A 12,280-nucleotide genomic window follows, 5' to 3' on the forward strand; every position below is an offset into this window, starting at 1 on the left:
TCAAACACGAGGGTGCCATGCCATTCCAGAAAATTGATGCCGCAAAACTCAGCGCGTCCGTTGTTCAGCAGGTCGAACTTTTGATCTTGCGCGGCATCCTGCGTCCGGGTGAACGCCTCCCCTCCGAGCGTGATCTCTCGGAACGCATGGGGGTCTCTCGCCCATCCGTTCGCGAAGCAGTGGCAACCCTATCGGACAAGGGGCTACTGGAGACACGCGCGGGCGCGGGCATCTACGTCGCTGATGTTCTGGGGTCCGCCTTTTCACCTGCCTTGGTCCAATTGTTTGGAGCGCATGATGAGGCCGTGTTCGACTATATTGCGTTTCGCCGCGATATGGAGGGCTTGGCCGCTGAGCGCGCAGCTAAATACGCGTCTGACACCGATCTGCGCGTAATTCAGACAATATTCGATAAAATGGAAGCGGCGCACCCGAAACGGAACCCAGCCGACGAAGCACGTCTGGACGCCGAATTTCACCTATCGATTATTGAGGCTAGTCATAACGTTGTAATGCTGCACATGATGCGCTCGATGTTTGATCTCTTGCGTGAAGGGGTGTTTTACAATCGTTCCGTGATGTTCAAGCAACGCACAAACCGCGCACAGCTTTTGGACCAGCACCGCGAGATCAACGTGTCCCTACAAGCCCGTGACCCGAATGCCGCCCGCGCCGCCGTCACGCATCACCTCGACTACGTCGAAGAAGCGCTCAACGACCAGCAACGCTTTGAACGTAACGAAGAGATAGCTAAGTTGCGATTTGATCACGAGCAAGAGCGGCACTAAGCCATTCGATCCAAAACGTGCCACGCAAACGAAAAAGCCCCACCATTCTCTGGCGGGGCTGTCTCAATTCATGATCTGATGCAAATCGCTGTTGGGCGTCCGATCAGTGGAGCTTTGTGCTTACTTCGGAAATGGCATCATCAATAAGCGTGTTGGCCTCAGCAGCAGTCATGCTTTTGGCGATCACATCCTGCGCAGCACCGATTGCAACGGCAACAGCGGTGTTGCGTACTTCGCGTACGGCGGAAGCTTCAGCGGAAGCAATTTGCTCCTGAGCAGAGGCCAAGCGGCGCGCGATGGACGTTTTGAGGTCGTCTTTGGCTTTTTCGGCAGCCGCATCAGCGTCGAGCTTCGCCTGCTTAACAATAGCGTCCGCCTGCTCTTGTACTTCGCGCTGTTTGCGCTCGTACGAGGCAAGAACTGACTGGGCCTCTTCGCGCAATGCGCGGGCTTCGTCGAGCTCGGAACGAATGTCCGTTGCACGCTTGTCGAGCATTCCAGTCAACATGCTTGGCACGCCAAACTTCACCAGAACACCGATGAACAGGATGAAACCGAGCAGCACAACAAAGTCGGTGTTGCGCAACGAGAAGAAGGGGCCAGATGCCGCAAATGCGGGCGTGGCTGCGGTCGTGACGATAAGAGCTACAAGCTTTTTCATAATCTTATCCTTTCAACCGTGCTGTGACAGCCGCAGTGATCGTTTTTGCGTCGGCTTTGGCGCCGAATGCAGCCACAATTTCTTTGGCAGTATCTTTGGCGACGTCTTTTACGGCGTCCATTGCACCCTCGCGGATGTCCGCGATGGCTTTTTCCGACTCTGCTACTTTGGCAGCAATTTCGGCGTCCGCTTTTGCAATTGCGACATCAAGATCACCCTGGATCGCATCACGTGCGTCCTGAACAATCCGCTGCGCTTCGGCTTTCGCCTCAGCGAGTGCCTGATTGTAGGCATCTTCCGCATCAACTGCCTTGAGTTTGAACTCTTCGGCTGCGGCAATGTCATTCATGATCGTGCCAGAACGTTCTGCAAGCACGCTCGAAATGCGTGGCAAAGCGATCTTGGATAGCACGAAATAGATCACGACAAGCGTGACCAAAAGCCAGAAAATCTGGTTCGGGAACGTCGATAGGTCGAGTTGCGGCATGCCTGCTTCAGCAGCGCCGTGAGCGGCCTCAGCCCCGTGTGTCTCAGTTGCCATCATAGTCTCCTGACTCTGTCCAATTCCTTTGTGTGACCAAAGGAACTTCAAAAATTACGCGAGGGTGAGCCGAATGAACAGCCCACCCTGCCGTAAGGATGAAGCGTCAGATCAGACAGCGAACATCAGCAAGAGAGCGACGAGGAACGAGAAGATCCCGAGCGCTTCTGCGAAGGCCATGCCGATGAAGAGCGTAGCAGTCTGCGAAGCAGCTGCGGATGGGTTGCGCAATGCGCCTGCGAGGTAGTTGCCTGCAACGGTACCAACACCGATGGCTGCGCCACCCATGCCGAATGCCGTGAGACCGACGCCGATGTATTTGCCGAGTTCTGCGATATTGCCTTCCATGGGGGTATCTCCTTACGTTGGAATTGGCTTTAGTAGTCGTTCGAACCTGACCCGCCCGTTAGTGGGATGGGTGCAGCGCGTCTTTTAGGTACACGCAGGTAAGAATGGTGAACACGTATGCTTGGATAAACGATACGAGTAATTCGAGGCCGTACATGGCGGTGATCGCCACAACGGAAACAGGTGAAATCAGGGTAATCGCAGCAAAGCCTGCGAATACTTTCATAACCGCGTGACCCGCCATCATGTTACCCGCAAGACGGATAGAATGGCTCACAGGGCGCACAAAGTACGAGATCAATTCGATCACGGCGAGGACCGGACGCATCGCAAGTGGCGCCGACTTGATCCAGAACAATCCGAGGAATTTGGTGCCATGCAACACAAAGCCGAGCACAGTCACGAACGTGAACACGAGCATCGCAAGCACGGCTGTAACCGCAATGTGTGTGGTCGTGGTGAAGGCTGTTGGAATAAGGCCCAGTGTGTTTGCGAACACGATGAACGAGAACAGTGTCATAATGTAAGGGAAGTAGCGAATGGCGTCTTTGCCTGCCACATCTTCAACCATCTTGTGAACAAATCCGTACATCAATTCAGCAACGGACTGGATGCGCGACGGCACGACGGCGCGACCGCGCGACCCCAAAACCATCAGGCCAACAACGCACAAGACGGTCAAAGCCATCCAAAGCGTTACGTTGGTCGGCGTATACCAATGAATGGGACCATCCCCGAACAACGGAGAGATCTTAAACTGGTCCATCGGGTGAAAAACCAAGCTGCTTTCGGAGCCGTGTGCTTCTTCAGCCATTTTAATCCCTCTCATCGCCTGCGGGGGTGCCCGCGTTGTTCTCTACGTCGACATCAGCCAACTGTTGCTTTTGTATCTCTGCCGCTGTGCGCATCATCGTTTTGACACCAGCGACGAGACCCAATCCTACAAACAGCACGAGGAAAATCGGGAGTGTCCCGAACACCCCATCAAGGGCGTACCCAATGCCGAAACCGATCAATAGACCGGCAATCAATTCAATCACCATTCGCCATGCCATGTTGGCCTGAGAAAAGTGCTCTTCACCTTTGGAAGTACGTGGCGCTTGCGCCCCTTTCGCCTGTGCGATCCGCTCTTCCAGTGCGCGTAGGCGCTCAGGCTCATGCGGGTCGGTCATAGACAATTAGCCCCCTAAAGTCGTTATCGCGGAAACTAGGCGGCACGAGGATCAGAGTCAATAAGGCACGCGCCGACATAACACACTGAAACTAAATGATTTTGCTTTATTTACAGCGCGCTCATTTGGTCACGCCGCCCCAAAACCACCCAAATGCGTTATTCAACCAAATGGTTGACCAATAGCCGCGCTCTCCCTATCGCTTTAGGATATGACACCTGACCTTGATCACATCTTTGCTGCTCTGGCCGATCCAACCCGCAGGACGATCCTCGTTATGTTGCTTGAGGACGATATGGCCGTGACCGATGTTGCAGAGCCTTTTCAGATGTCGCTGGCCGCCGTATCCAAACACCTTACCATTTTGACGCGTTCCGGCCTCATCACCCAAGAGAAGCGCGGGCGGGTCAAATGGTGCAAGCTTGACCCTGACGCGATGAAAGCCGCAAGCATATGGATGCAGGGATTTGGCCAGTTCGAGGAATTGGATCTCGACGGGTTAGAGCGGTTTTTAGAGCATGAGCTGCGCGACGAGCCGCCACACGCGGATTAAACCTACGCCTCGTGCTTGAGCAACAAATAGAGCGCCAATATGGTGAGCCCGATCCCGCCAAATACGTAGACAGATGGCACCCCGTGGCCCAACGCGATCTCCCACACAATCACCCAAGACGGCGTGAGATAAGTGTAGGCCATGACCTTTGCCGAGGCGAGGCGCACAGAGGCAAAAGCCAAAAGAGATGCCGTTGTCGTCGTGGCAATGATCGAGACATAGCCAAGCGTAATCCACACAATCGGCGGCAACGCGCCCCAGTCGGTCGCTACGATATCGCGCCATCCGAATGCCAAAAGCACGATGGTCGCGGCGATCAGGATGAAAAAGGTAAAGACAAACGTGCGTTCCCCGCGTGAAAACTTAGGCACCAGCGGCGTATAGATCGCATGTGCAATCACACCGATGAAATAGACCGCCTCACCCCGTCCGACCTCAAATGCCAGCAAGGCCGACAGATCCGCGCGAAAAATCACCCAAAGCGCCCCTGTGGCCCCCACCGCAAGCGCGAGCGCAATCCGTTTTGTAGTGATCTGGCGCGCGATGAGATAGCCAAATCCCGCAGCTAGAACAGGTGTCAGCGTAAACACCGCAGCCGTCGACACCGGCGTTGCGGTTTTAAGTCCCTCGAACATCATAACAAAGTAAAGTGCGAACAGACCGCCCAAAATACCATAGCGCCACGGCGCACGCATTGCCTCACGCGGAATTCCCCCTGTGAATACCGCCAACATCCCGACCACCATAGAGGCGATGATAAAACGGACACTGTTCAGGGCAAAGGGCGATATTTCATTTGCCGCCATTGAGCCGAGGGAAAAAGACCCCGCAACCAAGGCCGAAAACGCCAGCATGGCAAGATGTCCGCGGCGACGATCATCGTGTGAGGCTCTATGCGGCACAGGTCCAATCCTTTGCGTGATCTTTGAGCATGGTTAAAAAGGCCTGAACCTTTGGCGTGCGGTGCAAATCGACATGGGTCACAAGCCAATTTGCGCTTTCCCATTCCGGACGAGCGCCCATCAGCTCGATCACATCGGCATGCCCTGCGGCAAGATGCGTAGGCAAAAAGCCCGCTCCAATACCAGACAATACCGCGTGCGTCATTGCCTCAACCTCTGAGGCACGAAAAGTAATGCTATCAGGACCGACACGCTCATGCAGCCACGTCATAAATGGCGCCCGATTTGTAGGATCGTCGTGGCCGACAAATCGCAACTCATTGAGCATTTCATCTGGCTCGGGATGCCCAAAGCGCTCAAGGTAGCTTTTGTGCGCGTAAAGCGCGTGCGACTGACTGTAAAAGGGCTGCGCGACATTATCAGGCTCTTGTGGTGGTTTGCCCGCACGAATAGCAACATGCGCCTCGCCGTATTCAAGGCGGAACACCCGCTCTCCGGTGAGATACCGTACAATAACATCGGGATACGTGCGTTGGAATTCCGCCAAAACAGGCGCCACGACCGACGCCATTCCCGGCAGCGACGTGACAACCAATTCGCCTGACACATCTTCCCCACGCCCCTTTATGCGGCTCACCAGCTGGGAAAACTGGTCGTCTGTGGTTTGCGCTACGCTCAACAGATCGGAGCCTGCTTCGGTTGGGGTGTAGCCGCGGGCGTGGCGTTGAAACAGCTTGACACCCAACTGCCCTTCGAGCGCATCAATATGTCGGATCACGGTAGCATGATGCACGCCCAAGACCTGTGCCGCGCCTGAAACAGTACCAAGCTTGGCCACCTGAAACGCCGTACGAATTTCATCCCAATTTTCAGACATCATGGCGCGTCACCTGTGCGAAGTTGCTGCATTGAGGTGCAAAATCGCCCTCGCTCTGCAAAAATGCAAGGAGAAACACGCATGCGGTCTAAATACCTCAATCAAACTCAGTCGCGATTGCTACGCTGGATCAAACGCCCGCAGCCATGCCGCATCAATATCGTCCAACACATCTTGAGAAAAACGCGCCAGTTCTGTCCAATACATGCCAGAGGGAACATAATAACCCGCATCCTCTTCCATCTTCCGCGCCACTTTCACGCGCTCGATAGCAAACATAACAGGATCAACGGGAGCCGATATGGCCCTCACGTCAGCACGGGGATAGGGTAATACACTTTCTGATCCGCTTAAATTAAGCATCTCGCAGGCTTGGTGCGCCGCAAAATACTGTAGACGGCGCGCCTTAGCGGGCAACGATTTGAGCGTTGGGTCATCACGCAACGGATCGGCCGTTCCTGTCCCGTAAAAATGCGTTTGCTCCGCTTTGGGGTACACCATATCGCATCCGTAAAAGCACATCTGAGATGGGCGTAGCGCGTGCAGCGCCCAATAAGCCGCCGTGAACGCCATCGTCCCGCCCGCATAGACGAACCCGCCATAGGCATTTTGTGCCGGAACATAATCCGCACTGGTAATCACGTGTTGATCTGGCTGCACGTCTTGCGGCCGCCGCTCGGGTGGAAAATCATCCGGATGAATGTGGTGCGTCCAGTTCGGTAAAGCGCGCCACGCATTATTAATAGCGACCACGGCATCAAAGCACGATAAGTCCCAATTTGCCGCCTGCGGTGCATCGGGGCCACTCCCAAGTATCAAGACACGGTTCATTGATCATTTTTCCTGTTCACACTTTATTAAGTGAGTAGTACGCGGCAGGCGCATGTTTGGGTCAAAATAGCCTGTCACCGCCAACAGGTATGTGTAACGAACGTTAGCGCCACTTGACTCACCCGCCCCCCGCGCGTAAACGCAGCCCAACATCTTCCGGAAGCGCAAATTCTTCCGGTCCTCAGGCCCACGCGCCAGGATCGCCCCCCGTCAGCGAGTTTCGCCCACGGGGGCCAAAATCCATTTGGCGTTTGAATTTCACCGCTTCGTCCCCAGATGAGGCACATCGTCAACAGGTAGGGAGACCGCCATAATGTTTGAAAATCTGTCAGATCGCCTCTCAGGCGTCTTCGACAAGCTCACCAAACAAGGGGCGCTGTCCGAAGATGATGTGAAAACGGCTCTGCGCGAAGTACGCGTAGCTCTTCTTGAGGCTGACGTGTCGCTGCCCGTTGCACGTGATTTCGTCAAAGCAGTTGAAGCCAAGGCCACCGGTCAATCCGTCACCAAGTCTGTGACACCCGGTCAACAGGTCGTCAAAATCGTCCACGACGAGTTGGTGCATTTCCTCGCCGGTGACGAGGCCGACATTGGCGCGCTGAAAGTCGACAATCCCCCTGCACCGATTCTTATGGTCGGTCTGCAAGGTGGCGGTAAAACTACCACGACCGCCAAATTGGCAAAGCGTCTCAAAGAGAAGCAAGGCAAGCGCGTTTTGATGGCCTCGCTCGACGTCTACCGTCCTGCAGCGATGGAACAATTGCGCGTGTTGGGCGAGCAAATCGGCGTTGATACTCTACCGATCGTGGCGGGTGAAAGCCCCGCACAGATCACCAAACGCGCCAAGCAGATGGCGACCATGGGCGGCTATGACGTCTACATGCTCGACACCGCGGGTCGCTTGTCGATCGACGACACCCTCATGGCCGAGGTCGAAGCGGTGCGCGACATCGCCACCCCGCGCGAAACCATTTTGGTTGTCGACGGTCTGACGGGTCAGGATGCCGTACATACGGCTGAGAATTTCGACGGGCGCATCGGGATCACGGGCGTGATCCTAACCCGCATGGACGGCGATGGTCGCGGTGGTGCTGCTTTGTCCATGCGTGCCGTTACGGGCAAGCCGATTAAGTTTGTCGGCCTTGGCGAAAAGATGGACGCGCTTGAGGAATTCCATCCCGAGCGGATCGCGGGCCGTATCCTTGGCATGGGCGACATCGTGTCCCTCGTCGAGAAAGCCCAAGAGACCATTGAGGCCGAACACGCCGAACGCATGATGAAGCGCTTTCAAAAGGGTCGGTTCAATATGAACGACCTTAAGATGCAGCTTGAGCAAATGCAAAAAATGGGCGGCATGGAAAGCATCATGGGTATGATGCCCGGCATGAAAAAAGCCGCATCACAGATCAAGGAAAGTGGGTTTGACGAAAGCGTTTTCAAGCGCCAGATCGCTCTGATCCAATCCATGACCAAACTCGAACGCGCCAACCCACAGCTGTTGCAGGCCAGCCGTAAAAAGCGCATCGCCAAGGGCGCAGGCCTCGAAGTGCCCGAACTCAACCAGCTTCTCAAAATGCAGCGCCAGATGGCCGACATGATGAAGAAGATGGGCAAAATGGGCAAAGGCGGAATGCTCAAACAAGCCGTCAAAGGCATGTTTGGCAAAGGCGGGCCGCAAAGCCTCGAAGATATGGACCCCGCGAAAATGGCAGAGGCCACCCGTGCCATTCAATCCGGCCTCCCAGGCAATATGCCCGCTATGGGCAACCTGCCTGGCCTTGGCGGTAGCGCCCTGCCACCTGGTCTATCCGGCTTTGGGAAAAAGAAATAACGTGACCCATGCGCCCACCATAACCACGCAACGTCTGACACTGCGCGCTCACCGCGCCAGCGATTTCGACGCCTATGCTACAGCGTTTGCCTCGGAGCGTGCGCGGTTTATGGGCGGCCCCATGGAGCGGCGTAAAGCATGGTTCGCCTTTTGTGGCGATATCGCACAATGGTCACTGTTCGGTCACGGCGCATGGGGCGTTGAGCGCACTGACGATGGTGCGTTTATTGGTCAGGTTGCCATCGGCAAGCCCCCGCATTTTCCTGAGGTCGAATTGGGGTGGATGCTGTGTGAGGGCGCAGAAGGTCACGGATACGCCTTTGAGGCGGCCACCGCCGCACGCGATTGGGCCTACGGCGAGATGGGGCGCGAGACACTCGTGTCATACATCGATGCGGAAAACACCCGTTCTATCGCCCTCGCCGAACGCCTTGGCGCGGTCATCGATCCGACAGCGGCCACACCCGACGACGAGGGCTGCCTTGTCTACCGTCACCCCGATCCCGCCGTGTTGCAAGACGGTGGAATGGAGGCCTACGCATGAGTGATCCTATCATCCGCGCCCAAGAGATTTTGGCCGAGCACCGCGATAGCATCGACCGTCTCGACGCCATCCTTGTGTATACTCTCGGCGAGCGCTTTGCGCAGACTCAAGCGGTCGGCAAGCTCAAAGCAGAATACAACCTTCCGCCGTCTGATCCGGCGCGCGAAGCCACTCAAATTGCACGGCTTGAGGATTTGGCCAAACGCGCCAACCTCGATCCGGAATTCGCAACGAAATTCCTGAAATTCGTTATTCAGGAAGTTATTCAACACCACAAACAACACCAAGATTGCTGAACGTTCTCAAAACGAGAACATCAGCTTAATAGCTACACATAGGAGACTTTATCATGGCTATGAAAATCCGGCTCGCCCGCGGCGGTTCCAAAAAGCGCCCTTTCTACCGTATCGTTGCTGCTGACGCACGCATGCCACGCGATGGCCGTTACATCGAGAAACTCGGCACATACAACCCGTTGCTCGCAAAAGACAACGAAGAGCGCGTACAGATGAACGTTGAGCGCGTACAATACTGGTTGGGCGAAGGCGCACAGCCTACCGACCGTATCTCCCGCATGCTCGAAGCGGCTGGTGTTGTTGCGAAAAAAGAACGCGCCAACCCAACCAAAGGCACACCAGGCAAAAAAGCTGTTGCGCGTGCTGAAGAAAAAGCTGCGAAAATTGCAGATGCCGCTGAAGCTGCTGCCGCCCCTGCTGAAGAAGCCGCAGCTGAAGAGTAAATCTTCTGAGCGTATTTTTCTATGACGACGAACCCCGAACGCGATAGTCTCGTGTTCGGGGTTTTATTTGGCGAGGACATCACGGCTCACCACCTCGCCCGTGCAGCACATAGATATGACCGCGAAAAGTCCTAAGTACAGCATATCCGAGCGGCGATCATGGCTCTACAGGGCGACCACGGTGCGCGCCACCCTCGCCAATTTCATACACGCGACACGCAATTGGGGTATGGCGTTTCACCGTAGTATGTTCGAAGTTAGCACAATAGATTTTGCGACCATCTCAACGGCCATGAGGGCACAATGACAGATAGTATGATAATTGTGGGTGCTATTGCAGGCTCCTTTGGCGTCCACGGAGACGTGCGCATTAAATCGTTTTGCGCAGTGCCCGAGGACATCGCAACTTACGGCACACTCATGTCCGATGATGGCAAACGCAGCTTTGAAATCGACATCACGCGGTCAATCAAAAACGGCTTTTCGGCGCGCATCGACGGCGTGATCACAAAGGAAGATGCCGATGCCCTAAAAGGGGTCACGTTGCACGTCAGCCGCGATGCCCTACCGTCCTTGCCTGACGACGAGTTTTACCACGCAGACCTTATTGGACTGGAAGTGTGCGATACGGGCGGAACCGTATTGGGGAGAGTTGCGGACGTGCTCAATCACGGGGCGGGCGACTTATTGGAAGTCAACGGACCAACCCTAAAAGCTTCGGTTTTACTGCCGTTTACCCGCGCACATGTGCCAACCGTTGACCTCTCTGCGCGGCGCATAATCGCTGATCCGCCAGAAGGATTGTTCGAGTGAAACGCCGTGTTGTGATCCATGCCGGCTTTCACAAAACAGGGACGACCACACTTCAACACACATTGGCTCAAAACGCCGATCTAATCGCGCCACATATCGAGATGCGCCTCCCCAAAGATCCGCTTCTTGATCTTCTTGCGCTCTCGTCAAAAAATTTCTCCCAGATGCGCAATCGCCCGACACGACAAGCGTTGCGCAATGAGGCCGAGGCCTTTTTCGAAACCTTTGACGCGCATGATCCCCGTCCACTTTTGATCTCGCATGAAAACCTGTGCGGCCACTATCCGGGATATAAAAACATCCGTAACTTCTCTGCGGCGGGCCCCGCGATGAAACTGATCTCAGAAGGGTTTGAGGCCGCGTGGGGATCGTTGGACACGCTATCTTTCTACTTCTCAACCCGTCGAAACGGATGGCTCGCGTCTTGTCATTGGCAGCGGCTAAAGCAAAAGCGGTATAAGCTATCGCTCGACGAATTCGAAGCGCGGTATCGCGGAGCGGATGACTTTGGCACGGTGCTCGCGGACATGCGCGCGCGGTTGGGCGTTGTTACGGTGAGCTCATGCGCGCTTGAGGACATGGATCACCCTATCTCGCCCGTTTTAACCCTGTTCGGACTATCGCACCTGCAATCGGCTCTGACCATCCCGCCCAACACCAATGCATCAGCATCGTTAGATGCCCGCGCGGCGTTGGTTGATGCGCATAAAAACGATCTGCGTGGGCCTGACTATTGGGCACTGAGACGGTCCATCTTTGGTGAGGACAACACGGAAATGGGCACGGCCCCCAGCGATGCATTTGCGTCCTCGTCGCGATAGGCTATAGCAACGCAATGACAGATCAACCGGCACCCGCACCCGATACCCCGAAATCTCACGGCCGCCTCGCCGTGCGGCCAACGTTGCGCCCACGCGAGTTGATGACCAACACACCCGACCTTGCGGGGGCGTGGACAGCTAAAATCATTACCCTGTTCCCCGAAGCTTTTCCCGGCGTTCTTGGTGAGAGCCTCACGGGTAAAGCACTCCAAGAGGGCAAATGGCGGTTAGAGAAGATCCATCTGCGCGAATTTGGAATTGGCAAGCACCGCAACGTCGATGACACCCCAGCAGGGGGCGGCGCGGGCATGGTATTGCGACCAGACGTGATGGGTAATGCGATTGATTTCGCGATGGACGGCACCCCACCAAACCGCGACGACTGGCCTTTGGTCTATCTCTCCCCGCGCGGTAAGCGGTTTGATCAAGCAACAGCGCGGCGATGGTCAAACGCTCAAGGTGTGACCATGATTTGCGGGCGGTTTGAGGGCTTGGACGACCGCGTGCTTTACCACTATGGGATTGAGGAAGTATCCCTTGGTGATTTTGTCCTTACCGGCGGCGAAATCGCAGCCCAAGCGATGATCGACGCCACGGTACGCCTGTTGCCGGACGTTCTTGGAAACGCGCAGAGCATTGAGGAAGAAAGCCACTCGCATGGTTTATTGGAGCACCCCCAATTCACCAAACCGGCCGAATGGCGCGGGCTACCAATCCCTGAGGTCCTCATGTCCGGTCACCACGGCAAGATCGCGGAGTGGCGTCAAAAGATGGCTGAAAAAATCACCCGCGAGCGCCGCCCCGATATGCTCAAACCGTCATCAGACGATCAGCGCTAAACACCGCAAGCGGGACAATT

At 55.6% G+C, this 12,280-nt stretch carries 17 protein-coding genes; 9 read left to right on the plus strand and 8 right to left on the minus strand.

Translation table 11 applies throughout. From position 1 onward, the window contains the following. The first annotated feature begins 17 nt into the window (after positions 1-17). On the plus strand, positions 18-788 hold the full coding sequence (locus IMCC12053_RS05715; protein WP_062216580.1) for a FadR/GntR family transcriptional regulator: 771 nt from the start codon (positions 18-20) through the stop codon (positions 786-788). A gap of 103 nt (positions 789-891) precedes the next feature. On the opposite strand, the gene IMCC12053_RS05720 is transcribed toward IMCC12053_RS05715, so the two are convergent. The 5 genes from IMCC12053_RS05720 to IMCC12053_RS05740 form a co-directional block, all read right to left on the minus strand. Beyond that, on the minus strand, positions 892-1,449 hold the full coding sequence (locus IMCC12053_RS05720; RefSeq protein WP_062216582.1) for a F0F1 ATP synthase subunit B: 558 nt from the start codon (positions 1,447-1,449) through the stop codon (positions 892-894). Between the two features lie 4 nt (positions 1,450-1,453). Beyond that, positions 1,454-1,990 (minus strand): F0F1 ATP synthase subunit B', encoded by a 537-nt coding sequence (locus IMCC12053_RS05725; RefSeq protein WP_062216584.1) that lies wholly within the window; start codon positions 1,988-1,990, stop codon positions 1,454-1,456. A gap of 111 nt (positions 1,991-2,101) precedes the next feature. Beyond that, positions 2,102-2,338 (minus strand): F0F1 ATP synthase subunit C, encoded by a 237-nt coding sequence (locus IMCC12053_RS05730; RefSeq protein WP_062216586.1) that lies wholly within the window; start codon positions 2,336-2,338, stop codon positions 2,102-2,104. A 58-nt stretch (positions 2,339-2,396) separates the two neighbouring features. Further along, positions 2,397-3,152 carry a F0F1 ATP synthase subunit A gene (locus tag IMCC12053_RS05735; protein WP_062216588.1) on the minus strand — a complete coding sequence of 252 codons (756 nt, stop codon included), beginning with the start codon at positions 3,150-3,152 and terminating at the stop codon, positions 2,397-2,399. Between the two features lies 1 nt (position 3,153). After that, positions 3,154-3,510, minus strand: coding sequence for an AtpZ/AtpI family protein (locus IMCC12053_RS05740; RefSeq protein WP_062216590.1), 357 nt, complete (start codon positions 3,508-3,510; stop codon positions 3,154-3,156). 211 nt (positions 3,511-3,721) lie between these two features. On the opposite strand from IMCC12053_RS05740, the gene IMCC12053_RS05745 reads away from it, so the two are divergent. Beyond that, on the plus strand, positions 3,722-4,063 hold the full coding sequence (locus IMCC12053_RS05745) for an ArsR/SmtB family transcription factor (protein ID WP_062216592.1): 342 nt from the start codon (positions 3,722-3,724) through the stop codon (positions 4,061-4,063). A gap of 2 nt (positions 4,064-4,065) precedes the next feature. On the opposite strand, the gene IMCC12053_RS05750 is transcribed toward IMCC12053_RS05745, so the two are convergent. The 3 genes from IMCC12053_RS05750 to IMCC12053_RS05760 form a co-directional block, all read right to left on the minus strand. Further along, a complete protein-coding gene (locus IMCC12053_RS05750) occupies positions 4,066-4,965 on the minus strand; it encodes a DMT family transporter (protein WP_256209794.1) in 900 nt (299 codons plus the stop codon). Further along, on the minus strand, positions 4,955-5,845 hold the full coding sequence (locus tag IMCC12053_RS05755; protein WP_062216594.1) for a LysR family transcriptional regulator: 891 nt from the start codon (positions 5,843-5,845) through the stop codon (positions 4,955-4,957). The genes IMCC12053_RS05750 and IMCC12053_RS05755 overlap by 11 nt, the downstream gene beginning before the upstream one ends. Positions 5,846-5,962: 117 nt before the next feature. Continuing rightward, positions 5,963-6,673 (minus strand): hypothetical protein, encoded by a 711-nt coding sequence (locus IMCC12053_RS05760; RefSeq protein ID WP_062216595.1) that lies wholly within the window; start codon positions 6,671-6,673, stop codon positions 5,963-5,965. A 313-nt stretch (positions 6,674-6,986) separates the two neighbouring features. Here IMCC12053_RS05760 and ffh point away from each other — a divergent pair, with 313 nt between their 5' ends. The 7 genes from ffh (at position 6,987) to trmD (ending at position 12,260) form a co-directional block, all read left to right on the plus strand. Next, positions 6,987-8,504, plus strand: a complete 1,518-nt coding sequence (gene ffh / locus IMCC12053_RS05765; protein ID WP_062216596.1) for a signal recognition particle protein — start codon at positions 6,987-6,989, stop codon at positions 8,502-8,504. A gap of 1 nt (position 8,505) precedes the next feature. Further along, positions 8,506-9,048: a GNAT family N-acetyltransferase gene (locus IMCC12053_RS05770; protein ID WP_062216598.1), complete on the plus strand. Its 543-nt coding sequence runs from the start codon at positions 8,506-8,508 to the stop codon at positions 9,046-9,048. Beyond that, entirely contained in the window at positions 9,045-9,344 is a 300-nt protein-coding gene (locus IMCC12053_RS05775) for a chorismate mutase (RefSeq protein WP_062216600.1), read from the plus strand. The genes IMCC12053_RS05770 and IMCC12053_RS05775 overlap by 4 nt, the downstream gene beginning before the upstream one ends. Positions 9,345-9,397: 53 nt before the next feature. After that, positions 9,398-9,787, plus strand: coding sequence for a 30S ribosomal protein S16 (gene rpsP, locus IMCC12053_RS05780; RefSeq protein ID WP_062216602.1), 390 nt, complete (start codon positions 9,398-9,400; stop codon positions 9,785-9,787). 303 nt (positions 9,788-10,090) lie between these two features. After that, positions 10,091-10,600 (plus strand): ribosome maturation factor RimM, encoded by a 510-nt coding sequence (gene rimM / locus IMCC12053_RS05785; RefSeq protein ID WP_062216604.1) that lies wholly within the window; start codon positions 10,091-10,093, stop codon positions 10,598-10,600. Next, on the plus strand, positions 10,597-11,421 hold the full coding sequence (locus tag IMCC12053_RS05790; protein WP_062216607.1) for a hypothetical protein: 825 nt from the start codon (positions 10,597-10,599) through the stop codon (positions 11,419-11,421). Before rimM ends, IMCC12053_RS05790 begins: the two co-directional genes overlap by 4 nt. A gap of 14 nt (positions 11,422-11,435) precedes the next feature. Next, positions 11,436-12,260, plus strand: coding sequence for a tRNA (guanosine(37)-N1)-methyltransferase TrmD (trmD, locus tag IMCC12053_RS05795; protein ID WP_062216610.1), 825 nt, complete (start codon positions 11,436-11,438; stop codon positions 12,258-12,260). Positions 12,261-12,280 lie beyond the last annotated feature (20 nt).

Source organism: Celeribacter marinus, from assembly GCF_001308265.1.
Classification (GTDB): Bacteria; Pseudomonadota; Alphaproteobacteria; order Rhodobacterales; family Rhodobacteraceae; genus Celeribacter; species Celeribacter marinus.